The sequence below is a fragment of the Achromobacter sp. NFACC18-2 genome, from assembly GCF_900108985.1.
Classification (GTDB): domain Bacteria; phylum Pseudomonadota; class Gammaproteobacteria; order Burkholderiales; family Burkholderiaceae_B; genus Achromobacter.
This window is the reverse complement of the sequence record NZ_FNYM01000002.1, coordinates 47,447-65,789: the sequence shown is the minus strand read 5'-3', so window position 1 is coordinate 65,789 and position 18,343 is coordinate 47,447. Positions and strand designations below refer to the sequence as shown.

The window sequence follows — 18,343 nt, the reverse complement described above, 5'->3', positions numbered from 1 at the left end:
GCATCACCCCGTCACCCCATCAACCCGTCACCCCATCAACCGCGCCAGCTCCGCGCCCGGGTCCTTGGCGCGCATGAATGCCTCGCCCACCAGGAACGCGTCGACCTTGTGCTCGCGCATCAGCTTCACGTCTTCCGGCTTGAGAATGCCGCTTTCGGTCACGACGCGCTTGCCCGCGGGAATGCGGGGCAGCAGGTCCAGCGTGGTCTGCAGGCTGGTCTCGAAGGTGCGCAGATTGCGGTTGTTGATGCCGAGCAGCGGCGTCTTGAGGGTGAGCGCGACGTCCAGTTCCTCGGCGTCGTGCACCTCGACCAGCACGTCCATGCCCAGTTCGATCGCCAGCGTTTCGTAGTCGCGCAATTGCGCGGGCGTGAGCGCGGCCACGATCAGCAGCACGCAGTCCGCGCCCATCGCGCGCGCGGCGATGATCTGGTAGGGATCGATCACGAAGTCCTTGCGCAGCACCGGCAGCGAGCATGCGGCGCGGGCCTGGCGCAGGTGGTCGTGCGAGCCCTGGAAGAACTGCACGTCGGTCAGCACCGACAGGCAGGCCGCGCCGTGGACGGCGTAGGTGGCCGCGATCTCGGCGGGGGCGAAGCCCTCGCGGATGACGCCCTTGGAGGGCGACGCCTTCTTGATTTCAGCGATGACGCCGGGCCTGCCCTGCGAGATCTTGTCTTCGATGGCCTGGGCAAAGCCGCGCACGTCCTGGCGCGCCTGCGCTTCGCGCAGGACTTCGGCTTCGCTGCGCATCTGGCGGGCGGCGGCGACTTCCTCGGCCTTGACGGCGAGGATCTTCGCAAGAATATCGTTCATTTCTGGAATGTCCGGGTGTAGGCGCAGAATTCTTCCAGCTTGGCTCGTGCCGCGCCGGTGGAAATTAGTTCAAATGCTAGCGCCAAGGCTTCGGGAATGGAATCGGCTTTGTTGCCGGCATAGATGGCGAGCCCGGCGTTCAGGGCGACGATGTCGCGGGCCGCGCCCTCGACATTTTCCAGCGCCTCTATGACAAGCTCGCGCGACTGCTCGCGATTGGACACCTTGATGCTCCGGTTGGACATCATGGATAGCCCGTAGTCCTCGGGATGGATTTCGTATTCGCGGACCACGCCGTCCTTGAGCTCGCCCACCATCGTGGCGCCGCCCAGCGAGGCCTCGTCCATGCCGTCCTTGCCGTGCACGACCAGCACGTGGCGCGAGCCCAGGCGTTCCAGCACGCGCACCTGGATGCCGACGAGGTCGGGGTGGAACACGCCCATCAACTGATTGGCGGCGCCGGCCGGGTTGGTCAGCGGACCGAGGATGTTGAAGATCGTGCGTACGGCCAGCTCCTTTCGGATGGCCGCCACGTTCTTCATGGCGCCGTGGTGGGCGGGCGCGAACATGAAGCCGATGCCGGTCTGCTGGATGCACTCGGCCACCTGTTCCGGCGTCAGCACCAGGTTGGCGCCCAGCGCCTCCAGCACGTCGGCGCTGCCGCTGGACGAGGAGGCGCTACGGTTGCCGTGCTTGGCGATCGGCACGCCGGCCGCGGCGGCCACGAACATGGCGGTCGTCGAGATATTGAACGTGTGGCTGCCGTCGCCGCCCGTGCCGCACATGTCCAGCAGCTCGCTCGGGTTGGGCGTGACCACGGGCGTGGCGAATTCGCGCATGACCTGGGCCGCGGCGGTGATCTCGCCGATGGTCTCTTTCTTGACGCGCAGGCCCATCAGCAGCGCGCTGGCGATCTGCGGCGACATCTCGCCGCGCATCAGCATGCGCATCAGGTGCAGCATTTCGTCGTGGAAAATTTCGCGGTGTTCGATGCAGCGCGTCAGCGCTTCGGTGGGGGAAATCGTCACGATGCGTCCTTCTTAGGCGAGGTTCAGGAAATTGCGCAGCAGGGCGTGGCCGTGCTCGCTCAGTACGGATTCGGGGTGGAACTGTACCCCGTACAGCGGCAGGGTCTTGTGCCGCACGCCCATGATGTCGCCGTCGGGCGCCGTCGCGGTGACGGCCAGGCAGTCCGGCAGGGTGGCCGGGTCGATCGTCAACGAGTTGTAGCGGATGACAGTGTACGGCGTGGGCAGGCCCTGGAACAGGTCGGTGCCCGTGTGCGAGAGCTGGATGGTCTTGCCGTGCATGATGGTCTGCGCGCGCACGATGTCGCCGCCGAAGGCCGCGCCGATGGCCTGGTGGCCCAGGCAGACGCCCAGGATGGGCTTCTTGCCGGCATAGGCCTGGATCAGCGGCACCGAGATGCCGGCTTCGGCCGGCGAGCACGGGCCGGGCGACACGCAGATCTGGTCGGGATTGAGCGCGTCGACTTCCTCCAGCGTGATCTGGTCGTTGCGGGCCACGCGCACGTCCACGCCCAGTTCGCCGAAGTACTGCACCAGGTTGTAGGTAAAGGAATCGTAGTTGTCGATCATCAACAGCATTTTTTTCTCCTCGGGGCCGTCCTGCGGCCCGGGCGGTAAGCGGGGGGGCGGTTGCCGCCAGTCTCAGATGGGTTCGTCCAGGCCGTGCTGCACCTGCTCGGCGGCGCGCAGCACGGCGCGGGCCTTGGCTTCGGTCTCGGCCCATTCGGCTTCGGGGTTGGAGTCGGCCACGATGCCGGCGGCCGCCTGCACGTACAGCGTGCCGTCCTTGATGACGCCGGTGCGGATGGCGATGGCCACGTCCATCTCGCCACCGTAGCTCAGGTAGCCGGCCGCGCCGCCGTAGATGCCGCGGCGCACGGGCTCCAGTTCGTCGATGATCTTCATGGCCTCGACCTTGGGCGCGCCCGTCAGCGTGCCGGCGGGAAACGACGCGCGCAGCACGTCCATGCTGCTCATGCCGGGATTCAGGGTGCCGGTGACGTTGGACACCAAGTGCATCACGTGCGAATAGCGTTCGATGACCATGGTGTCGCTGACCTTCACCGAGCCCACCTGCGCGACCCGGCCGACGTCGTTGCGCGCCAGGTCGATCAGCATGACGTGTTCGGCGATCTCCTTGGGGTCGGCCTTCAGCTCGGCGGCCAGCGCGGCATCCTCCTCGGGCGTGCCGCCGCGCTTGCGGGTGCCGGCCAGCGGGCGGATGGTGATCTGCGACTTCGGCTCGCCGTTCTCCACGGTCCGCTCCTGGCGCACCAGGATTTCGGGCGACGCGCCCACGACCTGGAAATCGCCGAAGTTCCAGAAGTACATGTAGGGGGAGGGATTGAGCGACCGCAGGGCGCGGTAGAGGGAGAGGGGGGAGTCGCGGAAGGGCTTGGCGATGACCTGGCCGATCTGCACCTGCATCAGGTCGCCGGCGGCGATGTGTTCCTTGGCGCGCAGGACCGCCGCCAGGTAGTCCTCTTTCTTGAAATCGCGCCGTTCCTCGGTCTGCATGCTGGCGTGGCTGTAGGGAATCTCCACGGGGCGTCGCAGGCGCGCGCGCAGATCGGTCAGGCGCTGCTGCGCGCGGCTGTAGGCCTCGGGCTGGCCCGGGTCCGCGTACACCATCAGGTAGATGCGGCCGGCCAGGTTGTCGACGATGACCAGTTCATCCACGTGCATCAGCATCAGGTCGGGCGTGCCGCCTTCCATGCCAGCCGGAAACGGCTTGACGGCGGGGCCCAGGCAGGGCTCGATGTGGCGCACCGTGTCATAGCCGAAATAACCGGCCAGGCCGCCGCAGAAGCGCGGCATGCCCGGACGCAGGGCGACCTTGAAGCGGCTCTGGTATTGCTCGATGAAGGCCAGCGGATCGCCATCATGCGTTTCCACGATCTTGCCGTCGTGCAGCACTTCGGTGCGCGTGCCGCTGGCGCGGATCACCGTGCGGGCGGGCAGGCCGATGAAGGAGTAGCGGCCGAAGCGCTCGCCGCCCACCACCGATTCCATCAGGCAGGTCATGCGGCCGGCCAGCGGGCCCGAATGCGCCAGTTTCAGGTAGATGCCGAGCGGGGTGTCCAGGTCGGCGTAGGTTTCGGCCACCAGCGGGATGCGGTTGTAGCCTTGTGCCGCAAGGGCCTTGAATTCGATTTCGGTCATGTCGGGTCTCGTAAGCGGTGTCTGCTTTCGGACCGGGCACGCAACAAAAAACCCGGTCCAGTTAACTGGTTCCGGGTTTGGCTCTGTTTACACAGAATCGGCGCTAGGCGGCAAGGTTGCGTCTAGGGCCGGGAAGGGAATCATCGCCACCCGGAAGACAAACGCCACCAACGCCACGAGGCGCCGAGCATTTGGTTCTGGATGGAAACGTTCATTGATGGGTATTCGCTAGATTTGCGGTATTCGTTTTTTGCGCCGTTCAGTCCCGGGTTTTCAGGCGGGTACGGGTTTTTCAGGCCGGTACTTTCGCCGCGTTCTGGTTTTGATTCCAGAGCGCAACCCACTGGGCGGCGTCAACAAGCGTGTCAACTATACCATCGACATCCAGCTCGCGCACGTCACGTCCTTCGTTGTAGCCGTAAGGCACCACCAGCACCTGCGTGCCGGCGCTGCGGCCGGCCTGCGCGTCGTTGATGGAATCGCCGATGGTCACGGCCTCGCCGACGGCCACGCCCAGCAGGTCGCAGGCATGGTGGACCTGGTCGGGATCGGGCTTGCGGCGCTCGCAGGTGTCGCCGCAGACCACGGCCTCGAAAAAGCCCGCCAGGCCCGTGCGCTGCAGCAGCGGCAGGGTGAATTCCGTGGGCTTGTTGGTGACCACCGCCAGCTTCAGCCCCAGGTCGCGCATGCGCTTCAGGCCGTCGATGACGCCGGGATAGACCTGCGCGCGTTCGCCGTTGACCAGGTGGTAATGGCGGTAGAAGGCTTCGCGGGCCCGCGCGAAATCCTCGGGCGACGGGTCGGCGGCGTCCAGCGAGCCGGCCAGGCTGCGGCGCACCAGGTTGTCCACCCCCTTGCCCACGAACGTGGCCACCACGTCCTCGCGCAGCGAGATCATGCCCAGCTCGACGCGCATGGCGTTGGCGGCAAAGGCCAGTTCGGGAATGGAGTCGAGCAGGGTGCCGTCAAGGTCCAGCAGCGCGGCGCGAAAAGCGGTCATGTCGATTCCTTGGGCTTAGACGGCGGTGGTTTCGCCGATGGCGATCTGCTCGCGCATGGCCTTGATGATGCCGGCGTAGTCCGGCTTGCCGAAGATGGCGGAACCCGCCACAAAGGTGTCCGCCCCGGCAGCGCGGATCTCGGCGATGTTGTCGATCTTGACGCCGCCGTCCACCTGCAGAACGATCTCCTGGCCGCCGGCCTGCATCCAGGCGTCGATGCGGGCGCGCGCCTCGCGCAGCTTGGTGAGCGCGGCGGGGATGAAGCTCTGGCCGCCGAAGCCCGGGTTCACCGACATGATGAGGACCAGGTCGATCTTGTCCATCACGTAGTCCATGTAGGACAGCGGGGTGGCCGGGTTGAACACCAGGCCCGCCTTGCAGCCGTTTTCGCGGATGAGGGACAGCGTGCGGTCCACGTGCGCGCTCGCGTCGGGGTGAAAGCTGATGTAGTCGGCGCCGGCCTTGGCGAACTGCGGCACCAGCGCATCCACGGGCTCGACCATCAGGTGCACGTCGATGGGCACCTGCACGTGGGGGCGGATCGCCGCGCACACCATCGGGCCGATGGTCAGGTTGGGGACATAGTGGTTGTCCATCACGTCCACGTGAATCCAGTCGGCGCCCGCGGCGACGACATTGCGGACTTCCTCGCCCAGCCGGGCGAAGTCAGCCGACAGGATGCTGGGAGTAATGCGGGTGGAGGCCGTTTGCTTGGACATGATGTTCGGGGTCGGGAAGGGCATAATGTGCCATTATTGCAGTTTGAGGCGGGGTATCGGGAACGTCCCGGTGTGACGCGCCAGAATTCTTCGTCTTTTCAAGCGTCGGCGCCGGCATCCGGCCGCCTGCGTGCAGCCACACAGGGAAGGACTGTGAAACCTTACGACCTGAGCGTCTCTGTCTCTCCGCGCTTCGTGCCAGAACAGTCCAACCCAGGCGAACAGCAATTCGTGTTCGCCTACACCGTCCGCATCACCAATACCGGCGAACATCCCGCCCAGGTGATCAGCCGGCACTGGATCATCACCGACGGCAACCAGCGCGTGCAGGAAGTGCGCGGCCTGGGCATCGTGGGACAGCAGCCCCTGCTGGCCCCGGGCGAGACCTTCGAATACACCAGCGGCTGTCCCCTGCCCACGCCGGTGGGCACGATGCGCGGCATCTATCACTGCGTCGGCGAGAACGGCATCCCGTTCGAAGTCCCGATCTCCGAATTCGTCCTGGCCATGCCGCGCACGCTGCACTGAGCATGGTCAGGCTATCCGTTGCACGTTTTTCCCTCTGCGTTTTTCCCCCTGCTCATGAAGCGCATTCTTAGCCTGTCCGTGCTGTCGGTCCTGCTGGCGGCATGTTCCACCCCTTCGGATATTCCCCCTGATGCCGGCCTGCCGGGTACGCCCGGCGTGCGCGCCCCGGCGGCCGACGGCCCGCTCGTGGTGCCGTCGCTGTCCGCGCTACCCGACTCCGCGCCGCGCGCGCTGGCCGGCAAGCTCAAGCCCGCCAACTGGTCCGAACTGCCCGGCTGGAGCGCCGACGACCTGTCGCAGTTCTGGCCCCTTTTCCTGCGCAACTGCAAGGGCCTGATGCGGCCGACCAGCGGCAACCTGGCGGCCCCCGCGCGGGCCACGCCGCGCGCATGGCAACCGGTGTGCGCCGCCGCCGCCGATCCGGCCCGCGCGCCGGCCGCCGGCGACGGCGAAGGCGTGCGCCGCTTCCTGCAGACCTACCTGCAACCCTGGCGCCTGAACGCGGCCGACGGCAAGCCCGCGACCAATACGGTGACGGGTTACTACGAGCCGCTGGTGCGGGGTTCGCGCCGGCAGGGCGGCGTCTACCAATGGCCGCTGTATGCGGTGCCCGCCGACCTCCTGACCATCGACCTGGGCTCGGTCTACCCCGATCTGGCGGGCAAGCGCGTGCGCGGCAAGCTGGACGGCAAGCGCGTCGTGCCCTATGACACGCGCGCCGCCATCGAATCCTCGTCGGGCCGCCGTCCGCCCGTCGTGGTCTGGGTGGACGATCCCGTGGACAACTTCTTCCTGCAGGTGCAGGGCTCGGGGCGCGTGCTGCTGACCGACGGCCCCGATGCCGGCAAGACCATCCGCGTCGCGTATGCCGACCACAACGGCCAGCCCTACGTGTCCATCGGCCGCTGGCTGATCGACCGCGGCGAGCTCACCGCCGACCAGGCGTCCATGCAGAACATCCGCGCCTGGGCGCAGCGCAATCCCAAGCGCGTGCCTGAAATGCTCAATGCCAACCCGGCCGTGGTGTTCTTCCGCGAAGAAGCCGTCATCGACCCCGAACAGGGCCCCAAGGGCGCCTACGCCATTCCGCTGGCGCCGCGGCGCTCGGTGGCGGTGGACGCGACCTTCGTGCCGCTGGGCACGCCGCTGTTCCTGTCCACCACCTATCCGGCCTCCGACCGGCCCCTGCAGCGCCTGGTCTTCGCCCAGGACACGGGAACGGCCATCCGGGGCGCGGCGCGCGCCGACTTCTACTGGGGGTACGGCGAAGAAGCCGGCCAGCAGGCCGGCCGCATGAAGCAACGCGGCCAGATGTGGCTGCTGTGGCCCAAACAGGCCGGGGAGCCTTCAGCAAGATGAGCCATCAGATCGTCGTTTGCGGGGCCGGCATCGTCGGCCTGTCCACCGCCCTCGCGCTCGCCCGCCGCGGCCAGCGCGTGGCCGTGCTGGCGCCGCGCGCCGCCGTGCCGCCTGCCGACCCCGACCGCTATCACCCGCGCGTCTACGCCATCTCGCCCGCCAGCCAGCGTTTCCTGGCCGAGCTGGGCGTGTGGGACGCCATGCCCGCGTCCCGCCTCATGCCCGTGCAGGCCATGGAAATCCACGGCGACGCCGATGGCCAGGTGAACCTGAACGCCTGGCAGGCGGCGCTGCCGCAACTGGCCTGGATCGTCGAGTCCGGCGAGATCGAGCGTGTGTTGATCCAGGCCGTGCGCATGTTCGGCATCGCCTGGCTGGAAGACCGCTGCACGGGCTACCGGGATGGCGCGGTCGACACCGACAGCGGCGCGCGCATCCAGGCCGAGCTCTTCGTGGGCGCCGACGGCGCCGCCTCGCCGCTGCGCGCCGCCGCGGGCCTGAAGCACGAAGCCGAATCCTACGGCGACACCGGCCTGGTGGTGCACCTGGACGCGGAACTGCCGCACCACGGCACCGCGTTCCAATGGTTCCGCGACGACGGCGTGCTGGCCCTGCTGCCGCTGCCCGACACCGCGGACGGCCCGCAGGTCTCCATGGTCTGGTCTATGCGCAGCGACCTCGCCCAGCCCTTGCTGGACTTGCCGCCGGACGCCCAGGCCGCGCGGCTGGAGGCCCTGCTCGCCGAGGCCGCCGAAGGCCGGCTGGGCCGGCTGAAGGTCCGCAGCAAGCTGCATGGGTTCCCCCTTACGCTGGAACGCGCCCAGATGGTGGCGCCCGGCATCGCGCTTGCCGGCGACGCGGCGCATCGCCTGCACCCGCTGGCGGGGCAGGGCCTGAACCTCGGCCTGGGCGACGTCGAGGCGCTGGCCCGCATCGTCGCGGGGCGCGAGCCGTTCCGCCAGGCGGGCGACCTGCGCGTGCTGCACCGCTACCAGCGCGCGCGGGCCGAGCCGGTCCTCGCCATGCGGCTGGCCACGGACGGCCTGCACAAGCTGTTCGCCTCCAGGGCGACCCCGCTGGTCTGGCTGCGCAATGCCGGCATGCATTGGGTCGACCGGGCGCCGCTGGTTAAGCGCCGCCTGATTGCCGGGGCGTCCGCCAACTGAACCAGCAGGCCGGCGGAACCCGCGCTGGCGCGCGGACGTCTGATAGCTATCGGACCCTGGCCTTGCGCCGGGGCCGCGCCTGCCGGATCGGTTACGCTGTCCGGCTGAGCACACGAAGACACGTACAGGAGCACCGATGAAATTCCGCATTTCCCCCACCCTGGCGGCTTGTTTCCTGGCGGCGGGCATCGGCCTGTCCGCTTCCGCCCAGGCCCAGGACGGCAAGTCCGTCTCCACGCAGTCCGTGGGACAGCCGGCCAAGGGCGAGAAAAGCGTCTCCACCACCGAGCTCGACCCGCAGTCGGCTGCCGTGAAAGAACGCTTCCAGCAGCGCTTTTCCGGCATGAACGTCACGACCGTGCGCCGCACCCCTTATGGCCTCTTCGAAGTGCAGCTCGGCATGGACCTGATCTACACGGACGAGGGCGTCACGTGGGTCATGGAAGGTCCGCTGATCGACGCCATGACGCGCCGCGACGTCACCCGCGAATCCCAGGAAAAGCTCAGCGCCGTCACATTCGACCAGTTGCCGCTGGATCTGGCGATCAAGCAGGTCAAGGGCGACGGCTCGCGCAAGGTCGCGATCTTCGAAGACCCCAATTGCGGCTATTGCAAACAGTTGCGCAAGACGCTCGAGGGCGTGGACAACCTCACGGTCTACACCTTCCTCTATCCCATCCTGTCGCCCGATTCCAAGGTCAAGGTGCGCAACGTGTGGTGCGCCAAGGACCAGGGCAAGACCTGGGACGACTGGATGCTGCGCGGCAAGACGCCGCCCGCCGCCGATTGCGAGGTGCCCGAAGACAAGCTGCTGGCGCTGGGCCAGCAACTGATGGTGCGCGGCACCCCGACGCTGTTCTTTGCCGACGGTTCGCGCATCAGCGGCGCGCTGCCGCTGGACCAGCTCAAGGCCCGTTTGAACTGACCGGCGCACGTTGCGCCGGCCCGGGTGGGGTGGCGCAACACGCGCCACCCCACCCGGAGACCAGACTTGAAAATCGCAATACTCGACGATTACCACGACGTAGCCCGGCGCTATGCGGATTGGACCTCTCTGGGCGGTGACGCCGAGGTCCAGATCTTCAACAACTTCATTCCCGACGATCAGGTCGAGACCACGCTTGAATCCTTCGACGTGATCGTCGCCATGCGCGAGCGCACGCCGTTCCCCGCGTCGCGCATCCGCGCCTTGCCCAAGCTGCGCCTGCTGGTCACCACCGGCATGCGCAACAACGCGATCGATTTGCAGGCCTGCGCCGAGCAGGGCATCGTCGTCTCCGGCGCGCCGGGCAGCGCCGACGCCAACACCGCCACGGCCGAGCTGGCCTGGGCGCATATCCTGGGCCTCTTCAAGCATCTGCCCGCCGAAGACGCGGCCATGCGCCGCGGCATGTGGCAGACGGCCATGCCCGAACCGCTGGCGGGCAAGCGCCTGGGCGTGGTCGGCCTGGGCAAGCTGGGCGCCGCAGTGGCCAAGGTGGGCCTGGCCTTCGGCATGGACGTGGTGGCCTGGAGCCCCAACCTGACCGACGAGCGCGCGCAGGCCGCCGGCGTCACCCGCGTGGACAAGCACGAACTCTTCTCCACGTCCGACGTCGTGAGCCTGCACCTGATCCTGTCCGACCGCAGCCGCCACGTCGTGGACGCCACCGCCCTGGCCGCGATGAAACCCACCGCCTACCTCGTCAACACCTCGCGCGCCGGCCTGGTCGACCAGGAAGCCCTGATGGACGCCTTGGTGAAATTTCGCATCGCCGGCGCCGGCCTGGACGTGTTTCCCGAAGAACCGCTGTCCCCGACCGATAGCGTGCGCGACCTGGACAACGTGATCCTGACCCCGCACCTGGGCTACGTCAGCCGCGAGAACTTCGAAGCCTTCTACCAGAACTGCCTGGAAGCCGTGAAGGCGTGGGCAGCGGGCAAGCCGATCCGGGTGCTGAACGCGGCGTAAGCGTGCCCTGGGTTGCCGTCGTCGGCACCTGACGGCGGCGCAAGATGCGGCGCCGGGGGCAGGTATGGTCCCCGGCCAGAAAGAATTCGAAAATTGTCCTAGGGCACGCCATCGCGAATTGATCAATGCGCGATTAAAGCCTGCTTTCTCTCCCACATAGGACTGGGCCTATATCCTTTTTTGAGCAGCCATATACAGTCCATCGATGTGGCATCAGGAGAAGTAAGAACATTTCGGGCGCCACCTATTCGGAACGACTGTTGGACGGTCAATCAATTAAGCAGATAAAGGCGCTCGATGTCTCAGCTTGGATATATAGCCAACGGAACATCCGGATGGCTCAGGGTGAAATTGGAACCGTCAGGCACACAAATATCGTTGCCCGAGTTCATTCGGGTACAGCACGAACGATCTGCGGGCGGACGAGACTTTTTTACCGTGCATGAGGGCGTGCATGCAGGAAAGCGATGTTCGGTTGTCGGCGGATATCTCAAATTCGGCAATCCGGGATACAAGCCTGAGGCGAGGCTGTCCTTCAGCTTGAGCCGTGAGCTGCTTTCTTGGTCAGGCCATCAAATCAGGGCGATTACCTCGTCGCTCAACGCAGTCCCATTGGGCACGCATCCGATCCAGATTCCCGATTTTCCGCATACCGGCGGGGCGCATTACATGAGCCGGTCCGAATTTTCCAAAAGCTGGTTTTACTTGGGAAGAGGCAATGCCGTAGCCAATAACAACGACCGCTACTTGCACCCGGGTGCGGTCAGCGCAGGTTGCATTACAGTTGACGCAAATCGATGGACAGAACTCTATCGTCATCTAATCCTTTGCAGAGGCAACGATGGAAAATCGGTCGGCACGGTTGCTGTGGTTGATTAGCGGTGCGCTCGTGGCCTTGATTGGATGCGCGGAAGCCGAACCTGTGCCGCCAGCGGTTTTGACGCAAAGACAGTTGTCCGACCCCCAAGCTGTCTCCCAATGGCTGCGGGAGAATCCGGGGGGCGTCGACGCGAAGGGGGCGGCCTTTGCCTACGACGAGGGCCAGAAATACAAAAGCAGGAATGATTGGTCAGCCGCCGCAAAATCGTTTGGCGAGAGCGCCATTCGCTACCCCACTCCGCAGGTTTTGACCGAGTACGTGACAGCAATCCTGCGGATGTTGGGCGAGATTCGAGCCAGGAAGGGGGCGACAAGCCTCGGGATCGAGGGCGATATGAATTTCGCCCTGCTGCAATATCAGTCCGTCATGGCGGCGGATGACGTGCTGGATTCCTTGACCGAGCACGAAAAAAAGCTGGTCCAGGCCAACATCGCATGTTTGGGCAATTTCTTGAAGTCTCGGCAAGTGGCCGGGGACTGCCAACCACTGCTCGACTATGGAATACAGCCCTGAGGAAAACGAGATAAGGTCAGTCGCGGTGCTGTAGATGCGGTGTGCGCGGGCACGCGCCCGCTCACACCCTGCAACCAAGCGCCATCACCCGCGCGAAAACACCACCTTCTTCTCCACAATCCCGCCCGGCTCCGCTGCCTGCGGCGTATCCCCGCAGGCCTCGTCCGCATCCTCGTCGGGATCGACCGCGTCGAACGCCGTGTCGCCGTTGGCGTCCGGCACGCCCGTGGGCTTGAGGCCCACGAAATCGAACAGGTCGCGGTCCATCAGGTGCGAGGGCACCACGCGCGACAGCGCGTTGAACACGTTCCAGGAACGGCCCGGGTGCTGCTTGTCCCATTCCTTGATCATGCGGCCCACTTCCTTGCGCTTCAGGTTCTCTTGCGAACCGCAGAGGTTGCACGGAATGATGGGGAATTGCTTGAGTTCCGAGTAGGCGATCAGGTCGGTCTCGGGGATATACGCCAGCGGGCGGATCACGGTGTGGCGGCCGTCGTCGGACACCAGCTTGGGCGGCATGCCCTTGGCCTTGCCGCCGTAGAACAGGTTCAGGAAGAACGTGGCCAGGATGTCGTCGCGGTGGTGGCCCAGCGCGATCTTGGTGGCGCCCAGCTCGGATGCGACGCGGTACAGGATGCCCCGGCGCAGCCGCGAACAGAGCGAGCACATGGTCTTGCCTTCTTCCAGCACGCGCGTGACGATCGAATACGTGTCCTGCGTCTCGATGTGGAACGGCACGCCCAGTTCCTTCAGGTACTGCGGCAGGATGTGGTCGGGAAAGCCCGGCTGCTTCTGGTCCAGGTTCACGGCGATCAGTTCGAACTTGAACGGCGCGCGCTTCTGGAGCTGGAGCAGGATGTCCAGCATGGAATACGAGTCCTTGCCGCCCGACAGGCAGACCATCACGCGGTCGCCGTCTTCGATCATGTTGTAGTCGGACAGGGCGCGCGTGGTCTCGCGCGCCAGGCGCTTGGTCAGCTTGTTGGCTTCAAAGCGCGCCTTTTCGTCGGCGGGCGTGCGGAACTGCACGCCGGGGGGAGCAATATCGTTCATGGTCAGCGGGTGATCTGGATTTCCACGCCCACCGCGGCGCAGTCGGAGAAGGCCATGGGCTTGCTGATGCGCAGGCGCAGCGCGCGGATTTCCTGGAAATCGGCCAGCAGGCGCGCGGCGACCTGTTCGGACAGGGTTTCGATCAGGTTGACGTGCGCCTGCGTGCATTCTTCGACGATGGCCTCGCGCAGGCGGCGATAGTCCAGCACGCTGTGGATGTCGTGGTCGTCGACCGAGCGCTGGATGTCCACGTCGAAGTCGGCGTCGACATGCAGGGGCTGGGTGGCGCGGCGCTCGTGCTCGAGGATGCCGATGCGGGCGTCGAGCGCAAGCCCGGAAAGAATGATGCGGCGAGTGGGCATGATGAAAACCTGGGTGGAATAGCCGGAATTGTAAGGCGGCGGCGGGACAGGGGGGCGCGCTGGCTACAATCCGGCCATGTCCGGGCGCCCGCGAGGCGCCGGCGCTGTCAATAAGGGGTGAAATGCAACAGATGCACGATTCGGTCATTGTAGGCGGCGGCCCGGCCGGCGCCTCCTGCGCCCTGTGGCTGGCCCGGCTGGGGCTGTCCCCGCTGCTGGTCGAGGCCAGCGCCCGCCTGGGCGGCCTGGGCAATGACAATCCGTTCGCCGACGACTGGATCGCCGTCTTGCCCGGCGTGACGGGCCAGCAGGTCGCGGCCAACATCGACACCAGCGTGCGCGCCGCCAACGTGCCCATGCGCCTGGAAACCCGCGTCACCGGCGTGCGGCCCTGCAAGGGCGGCATCGAGGCCACGCTGGCGGGTCCGGCCGGGCAAACCAGCCTGGCCCGCGCGCGCACCCTGGTCATCGCCTCGGGCGTGCGCGCGAAGGGCCTGCCCGACCACCCCGCCGGCTCGTCCTGGCCCGGCGTGCTGATCGGCCCGGGCTCGCCCATCGTGGCGCAGGACTATTCGGGCCTGTCCGTGGCCGTGCTGGGCGGAGGCGACAACGCCTTCGAAAACTATGTCTACGTGCGCAACCGGGGCGCGCGCACCGTCCATCTTTACGCCCGCAGCGTCCGGGCCCAGCAGCAGTGGGTCACGCGCGCGGGCGTCGAAGGCGTGCACATCGGCCCCTACAAGGTGGACCCGGCTGCCCGCAGCGTGGACGGAAGGCAATACGACCTGATCCTGGTCTTTTACGGCTGGGAACCGCAGGCCGTGTTCGCCGACGACCTGCGGCTGGCGCGCGACGAGCGCGGCTACATCCGCACCGACTTCGCCACCGCCGAGACCAGCGTGCCGGACATCTACGCGATCGGCGAGGTCGCGCACCGCATGCACCCCTGCGTGGTCACGTCCATGGCGGACGGGGTGGTGGCGGCCAAGGCCATCCAGCGGCGCTGGGAGCGCGCGGGCGCCTAGGGTTTGCGCTGATCTTCGGCCCAGGCGAAGCCACACCTCCGGATTCCAGAATAGGCATTTGTCCGCGCCGCGCCCACACTCATGCGCATTAGTTGACCAATCAATGGTCACGCAGGGAGACAAGCATGATGTGTGCGCATCGCTGGCTGGCAGCCGGCGCGGTGGCGATCGCCATGGCGAATCCGGCCCAGGCGGCCTGGCCTGAACGGCCCATCACCCTCATCATCCCGGCCGCGCCCGGCGGCACCACCGACACCTCGGCGCGGCTCATCGCCGACAAGCTGTCCGCCAAGCTGGGCCAGCAGGTCATCGTGGAGAACCGGGCGGGCGCCGCGGGCATCATCGGCGCGCAGGCGCTGGCGCGCGCCCGGCCCGACGGCTACACGCTGCTGATGGGCAACATCGGCCCCAACGCCATCAACTACGCGCTGTACAAGACGCTGCCCTACAAGCCCGCCGACTTCTCGCCGGTGACGCTGGTGATCTCGGTGCCCAACGTGCTCGTCGTGAACGCGGCCTCGCCGTCCCGCAGCGTGGCGGAGCTGCTCGCGCAGATCCGGCAGGATCCCTCCAAGGTGTCGTTCGGCAGCTCCGGCGCCGGCCAGTCGCCGCACCTGTCCGCCGAAATGTTCAAGCAGCGCGCCGGCATTCCCGGCACCCACGTGGCCTACAAGGGCGCCGGTCCCGCCGTCGCCGCGCTGCTGGGCCAGCAATTCACGTTCATGATCGACAACCTGCCCAGCTCCATGCCGTACATCCAGTCCGGCAAGCTGCGCGCGCTGGCCGTCACCAGCGCCCAGCGCCTGGCGGAACTGCCTGACGTGCCGACCATGGCCGAAGCCGGCGTGAAAGACATGGTCGTCACCGCCTGGTTCGGACTGGTCGCGCCCGCCGGCACGCCGCCCGACGTCATCGACACGCTCTACGCCGCCACGCGCGATGTCGTGCGCAGTCCCGAAATCAGCGAACGCTTCAGAGCCATGGGCGGCCAGGCCGGCGGCAACACGCCCGCGGAGTTCGCGGCCTTCATCGACCAGGAACGCGGCCGCTGGAAAAGCATCGTGGACGCCGCGGGCCTCGCGCAGGAGCAATGAGTGATCGACAAGATTAAAGCGTCCATGGCACAGGCCGTGGCAGTCATTCCGGACGGCGCCTCGGTGCTGGTGGGCGGCTTCGGCGAAGCGGGCGTGCCCTACGAATTGCTGCAATGCCTGGCCGATCTGGGCCGGCGCGACCTCACCATCATCTCCAACAACGCCGGCACGTTTGAACGCGGCATCGCCGCGCTGCTGATACGCAAGCAGGTCAAAAAAATCATCTGCTCGCATCCGCGCCCGCCCAACTCCGAGGCCTTCGCGCGCGCCTACCGGGCCGGCGAGGTCGAGCTGGAATGCGTGCCGCAAGGCACCCTGGCCGAGCGGCTGCGCGCCGCGGGCGCCGGACTCGGCCCGTTCTACACGCCCACGGGCTACGGCACGGAACTGGCGCAAGGCCGCCGGCAGGAAGTCATCGACGGCGTCGGCTACGTACTGGAGCAGCCCCTGCGCGGCGACTACGCCCTCATCCGGGCGCACCTGGGCGACCGCTGGGGCAACCTGATGTACCGCCACGCCGCGCGCAACTTCAATCCCGTGATGTGCATGGCCGCCCGGCACGCCATCGCGCAGGTCGACGAAATCGTGCCGCTGGGTTCCCTCGTGCCGGAACAGATCATGACGCAGGGCATCTTCGTGAAATCCGTCGTGCGCGTGGAGGCCTGACATGCAGGACATCATCGGATTGACCCGTCAACAGATCGCGCAACTGCTGGCCAGCGACATCCCCGACGGCGCCATCGTCAACCTGGGGATCGGCATGCCCACGCTCGTCGGCGACTACCTGCCGCCGGACCGCGAAATCCTCCTGCACAGCGAAAACGGCATCCTGGGCATGGGCCCGGCCGCCGCCGGCGAGCAGACGGACCCCGACCTCATCAACGCCAGCCGCCAGCCCATCACCTTGCTGCAAGGCGCCTCCATCACCGAACACACCATCTCGTTCGCCATGATGCGCGGCGGCCATCTCGACTACGCCGTGCTCGGCGCCTTCCAGGTGTCGGAGCGGGGCGACCTGGCCAACTGGAAAACCGACGCCGCCGACGCCATCCCCGCCGTGGGCGGCGCCATGGACCTGGCCGTGGGCGCCAAGCAGGTGCTCGTCACCATGGAACACCGCGGCCGCGACGGGACGCCCAAGCTGCTCAGGCAATGCACCTATCCGCTGACCGGCCGGGGCGTCGTGTCGCGCGTTTACACCGACCTTGCCGTCATCGACGTCACGCCCACGGGCCTGCAGGTGCACGCCATGAAGGCAGGCATCAGCGAAGACTTCCTGCGCTCGGTCACCGGCGCCCCGCTTGGCTTTCCGGCCGCGCCGCGCACCATCGTGGTCGATGGGGCGGGGGTGCCGCGATACGAATCCGGGGGCGGCGATGGCTGATGCCGGGCTCCGAATGCGGTGATACAGGACGCCGGCGATTCCCGCCGCGCCCGAAATCTTGCGCCCGGTCCCGGGCAAAGGAGTCTCCATGATCCGATCGATCCTGGCCGCCGTATCGGCAAGCCTGCTGTGCCTGGGGGCGGCGCAGGCCGCGCCAGCCTATCCCGACAAGCCGATCACGCTGCTCATTCCCTATCCGCCGGGCGGCAGCGCCGACATGCTCGCGCGACCGCTGGGCGCCGAACTCCAGAAGAAATGGGGCCAGCCGGTCGTCCTGGAATACAAGCCGGGCGCCGGCGGCGCCATCGCCTCGGCCCAGCTCGCGCGCGCCAAGCCCGACGGCTACACCGTGCTGATGGTGCTGGCTGCCCACGCCATCAACCCCAGCCTGTACCCCTCGCTGCCCTACGACACGCGCAAGGACTTCGCACCGGTCTCCCTGGTCGCCACCCTGCCCATGCTCGTCGCCGCGCCGTTGGCCACGCCCGCCGACACCATTCCCGAACTCATCGCCTACGGCAAAAGCCACCCCGGCAAGCTCAGCTTCGCCTCGGCCGGCAACGGCAACACCAGCCACCTGGCCGCGGAAATGTTCAAGCACCAGACCGGCGCCGACATGATGCACGTGCCCTACAAAGGCAGCGGCCCCGCCGTCGTCGCGCTGCTCGGCGGCGAAGTGTCGCTGATGTTCGACAGCATTTCGACGTCGCTCCCGCAAGTGCAGGCCGGCAAGCTCAAAGCCATCGCCGTCACCGGCGAACATCGCTCGCCCCTGCTGCCGAATGTTCCGACCGTGGCCGAGAGCGTGCCCGGCTTCGTCGTGAATGGCTGGTACGGGATATTGGCGCCCGCGGGCACCCCAAAGTCGGTCGTCGACGCCTTGAGCAAGGGAATCGCCCAGGCGGTGACCGCGCCGGCGGTGAAACAGCAGCTATCGGGATACGGGTACGAAGTGGTCGGATCCACGCCCGAGGAATTCGGCGCACACATCGACCGCGAACTGGGCGCTTGGAAGAAAGCGGTTGAAGTTTCCGGGGCCAAGGTGAATTGAGCCATGACGCGCTGCCGATCATGGCCGGGGGGGCAGAGTCCGCCCCACTAGAACCCAGCATGCTGCGCAGCCACACGCGAAGCGTCATCATGCCGACGCAAGACACCGCGTAAGCCCCCAAAGGCCGCCCGCGCGGCCGGCCGGGGGCGGGCCCCGCAAGACGCTCCAACCCCTAATCAGTGCAGGCAAGAACCTAAAGAACCCCACCCGCCCCAGCGCCCGCAAAGCTGAAACCACCAAAGCCCGGTGT

The 18,343-nt window shown here is 66.9% G+C and carries 20 protein-coding genes; 12 read left to right on the top strand and 8 right to left on the bottom strand.

Features of this window, described 5'->3' with window-relative positions:
- Positions 1 to 27: 27 nt before the first annotated feature.
- The 6 genes from trpC to rpe all read right to left on the bottom strand — a co-directional run bounded on the left by trpC (position 28) and on the right by rpe (position 5,751).
- On the bottom strand, positions 28 to 816 hold the full coding sequence (gene trpC / locus BMW75_RS02770) for an indole-3-glycerol phosphate synthase TrpC (RefSeq protein WP_092576456.1): 789 nt from the start codon (positions 814 to 816) through the stop codon (positions 28 to 30).
- Complete coding sequence (gene trpD / locus BMW75_RS02765; RefSeq protein WP_092576453.1) at positions 813 to 1,844, bottom strand: anthranilate phosphoribosyltransferase; 1,032 nt, start codon at positions 1,842 to 1,844, stop codon at positions 813 to 815. Before trpD ends, trpC begins: the two co-directional genes overlap by 4 nt.
- Before the next feature lie 12 nt (positions 1,845 to 1,856).
- Positions 1,857 to 2,423, bottom strand: a complete 567-nt coding sequence (locus tag BMW75_RS02760; RefSeq protein WP_092576450.1) for an anthranilate synthase component II — start codon at positions 2,421 to 2,423, stop codon at positions 1,857 to 1,859.
- Between the two features lie 63 nt (positions 2,424 to 2,486).
- Entirely contained in the window at positions 2,487 to 4,007 is a 1,521-nt protein-coding gene (trpE, locus tag BMW75_RS02755; RefSeq protein WP_092576447.1) for an anthranilate synthase component I, read from the bottom strand.
- Between the two features lie 292 nt (positions 4,008 to 4,299).
- The gene (locus BMW75_RS02750; protein WP_092576445.1) at positions 4,300 to 5,007 is read right to left on the bottom strand and encodes a phosphoglycolate phosphatase; all 708 of its coding nucleotides are present in this window, start codon (positions 5,005 to 5,007) and stop codon (positions 4,300 to 4,302) included.
- 15 nt (positions 5,008 to 5,022) lie between these two features.
- Positions 5,023 to 5,751 (bottom strand): ribulose-phosphate 3-epimerase, encoded by a 729-nt coding sequence (rpe, locus tag BMW75_RS02745; RefSeq protein ID WP_076517540.1) that lies wholly within the window; start codon positions 5,749 to 5,751, stop codon positions 5,023 to 5,025.
- Between the two features lie 129 nt (positions 5,752 to 5,880).
- Between rpe and apaG the strand changes: the two genes are divergently transcribed.
- The 7 genes from apaG (at position 5,881) to BMW75_RS02715 (ending at position 12,124) form a co-directional block, all read left to right on the top strand.
- The gene (gene apaG / locus BMW75_RS02740; RefSeq protein ID WP_076517538.1) at positions 5,881 to 6,255 is read left to right on the top strand and encodes a Co2+/Mg2+ efflux protein ApaG; all 375 of its coding nucleotides are present in this window, start codon (positions 5,881 to 5,883) and stop codon (positions 6,253 to 6,255) included.
- Positions 6,256 to 6,309: 54 nt separating this feature from the next.
- Positions 6,310 to 7,614: a murein transglycosylase A gene (locus tag BMW75_RS02735; protein WP_092576443.1), complete on the top strand. Its 1,305-nt coding sequence runs from the start codon at positions 6,310 to 6,312 to the stop codon at positions 7,612 to 7,614.
- A complete protein-coding gene (locus BMW75_RS02730) occupies positions 7,611 to 8,780 on the top strand; it encodes a UbiH/UbiF family hydroxylase (RefSeq protein ID WP_092576440.1) in 1,170 nt (389 codons plus the stop codon). The genes BMW75_RS02735 and BMW75_RS02730 overlap by 4 nt, the downstream gene beginning before the upstream one ends.
- A gap of 136 nt (positions 8,781 to 8,916) precedes the next feature.
- Positions 8,917 to 9,705: a DsbC family protein gene (locus tag BMW75_RS02725; protein WP_092576437.1), complete on the top strand. Its 789-nt coding sequence runs from the start codon at positions 8,917 to 8,919 to the stop codon at positions 9,703 to 9,705.
- 66 nt (positions 9,706 to 9,771) lie between these two features.
- A complete protein-coding gene (locus BMW75_RS02720; protein ID WP_092576434.1) occupies positions 9,772 to 10,731 on the top strand; it encodes a D-2-hydroxyacid dehydrogenase family protein in 960 nt (319 codons plus the stop codon).
- Positions 10,732 to 11,076: 345 nt separating this feature from the next.
- The gene (locus BMW75_RS29000; RefSeq protein ID WP_139208481.1) at positions 11,077 to 11,610 is read left to right on the top strand and encodes a hypothetical protein; all 534 of its coding nucleotides are present in this window, start codon (positions 11,077 to 11,079) and stop codon (positions 11,608 to 11,610) included.
- Positions 11,573 to 12,124, top strand: a complete 552-nt coding sequence (locus BMW75_RS02715) for a hypothetical protein (protein WP_139208479.1) — start codon at positions 11,573 to 11,575, stop codon at positions 12,122 to 12,124. The genes BMW75_RS29000 and BMW75_RS02715 overlap by 38 nt, the downstream gene beginning before the upstream one ends.
- Positions 12,125 to 12,208: 84 nt before the next feature.
- Here BMW75_RS02715 and ttcA read toward each other — a convergent pair whose 3' ends face one another.
- On the bottom strand, positions 12,209 to 13,177 hold the full coding sequence (gene ttcA / locus BMW75_RS02710) for a tRNA 2-thiocytidine(32) synthetase TtcA (RefSeq protein ID WP_092576429.1): 969 nt from the start codon (positions 13,175 to 13,177) through the stop codon (positions 12,209 to 12,211).
- A 2-nt stretch (positions 13,178 to 13,179) separates the two neighbouring features.
- Entirely contained in the window at positions 13,180 to 13,539 is a 360-nt protein-coding gene (gene folB / locus BMW75_RS02705; protein WP_008164827.1) for a dihydroneopterin aldolase, read from the bottom strand.
- Positions 13,540 to 13,661: 122 nt separating this feature from the next.
- On the opposite strand from folB, the gene BMW75_RS02700 reads away from it, so the two are divergent.
- From BMW75_RS02700 to BMW75_RS02680, 5 genes are all read left to right on the top strand, one after another.
- Positions 13,662 to 14,564, top strand: coding sequence for an NAD(P)/FAD-dependent oxidoreductase (locus tag BMW75_RS02700; RefSeq protein WP_092576426.1), 903 nt, complete (start codon positions 13,662 to 13,664; stop codon positions 14,562 to 14,564).
- A 125-nt stretch (positions 14,565 to 14,689) separates the two neighbouring features.
- Entirely contained in the window at positions 14,690 to 15,658 is a 969-nt protein-coding gene (locus tag BMW75_RS02695) for a Bug family tripartite tricarboxylate transporter substrate binding protein (protein ID WP_092576424.1), read from the top strand.
- Positions 15,659 to 16,324 (top strand): 3-oxoacid CoA-transferase subunit A, encoded by a 666-nt coding sequence (locus tag BMW75_RS02690; RefSeq protein ID WP_092576421.1) that lies wholly within the window; start codon positions 15,659 to 15,661, stop codon positions 16,322 to 16,324.
- A gap of 1 nt (position 16,325) precedes the next feature.
- A complete protein-coding gene (locus BMW75_RS02685; protein ID WP_092576418.1) occupies positions 16,326 to 17,042 on the top strand; it encodes a 3-oxoacid CoA-transferase subunit B in 717 nt (238 codons plus the stop codon).
- Between the two features lie 88 nt (positions 17,043 to 17,130).
- The gene (locus BMW75_RS02680; RefSeq protein WP_092576415.1) at positions 17,131 to 18,093 is read left to right on the top strand and encodes a Bug family tripartite tricarboxylate transporter substrate binding protein; all 963 of its coding nucleotides are present in this window, start codon (positions 17,131 to 17,133) and stop codon (positions 18,091 to 18,093) included.
- Positions 18,094 to 18,343 lie beyond the last annotated feature (250 nt).

What these genes read in the sequence shown, in the direction of transcription:
- trpC (WP_092576456.1), bottom strand. Translation starts at nt 816, where the DNA reads ATGAACGATATTCTTGCGAAGATCCTCGCCGTCAAGGCCGAGGAAGTC.
- BMW75_RS02760 (WP_092576450.1), bottom strand. Translation starts at nt 2,423, where the DNA reads ATGCTGTTGATGATCGACAACTACGATTCCTTTACCTACAACCTGGTG.
- trpE (WP_092576447.1), bottom strand. Translation starts at nt 4,007, where the DNA reads ATGACCGAAATCGAATTCAAGGCCCTTGCGGCACAAGGCTACAACCGC.
- BMW75_RS02750 (WP_092576445.1), bottom strand. Translation starts at nt 5,007, where the DNA reads ATGACCGCTTTTCGCGCCGCGCTGCTGGACCTTGACGGCACCCTGCTC.
- rpe (WP_076517540.1), bottom strand. Translation starts at nt 5,751, where the DNA reads ATGCCCTTCCCGACCCCGAACATCATGTCCAAGCAAACGGCCTCCACC.
- BMW75_RS02735 (WP_092576443.1), top strand. Translation starts at nt 6,310, where the DNA reads ATGAAGCGCATTCTTAGCCTGTCCGTGCTGTCGGTCCTGCTGGCGGCA.
- BMW75_RS02730 (WP_092576440.1), top strand. Translation starts at nt 7,611, where the DNA reads ATGAGCCATCAGATCGTCGTTTGCGGGGCCGGCATCGTCGGCCTGTCC.
- BMW75_RS02725 (WP_092576437.1), top strand. Translation starts at nt 8,917, where the DNA reads ATGAAATTCCGCATTTCCCCCACCCTGGCGGCTTGTTTCCTGGCGGCG.
- BMW75_RS02715 (WP_139208479.1), top strand. Translation starts at nt 11,573, where the DNA reads ATGGAAAATCGGTCGGCACGGTTGCTGTGGTTGATTAGCGGTGCGCTC.
- ttcA (WP_092576429.1), bottom strand. Translation starts at nt 13,177, where the DNA reads ATGAACGATATTGCTCCCCCCGGCGTGCAGTTCCGCACGCCCGCCGAC.
- folB (WP_008164827.1), bottom strand. Translation starts at nt 13,539, where the DNA reads ATGCCCACTCGCCGCATCATTCTTTCCGGGCTTGCGCTCGACGCCCGC.
- BMW75_RS02700 (WP_092576426.1), top strand. Translation starts at nt 13,662, where the DNA reads ATGCAACAGATGCACGATTCGGTCATTGTAGGCGGCGGCCCGGCCGGC.
- BMW75_RS02695 (WP_092576424.1), top strand. Translation starts at nt 14,690, where the DNA reads ATGATGTGTGCGCATCGCTGGCTGGCAGCCGGCGCGGTGGCGATCGCC.
- BMW75_RS02685 (WP_092576418.1), top strand. Translation starts at nt 16,326, where the DNA reads ATGCAGGACATCATCGGATTGACCCGTCAACAGATCGCGCAACTGCTG.
- BMW75_RS02680 (WP_092576415.1), top strand. Translation starts at nt 17,131, where the DNA reads ATGATCCGATCGATCCTGGCCGCCGTATCGGCAAGCCTGCTGTGCCTG.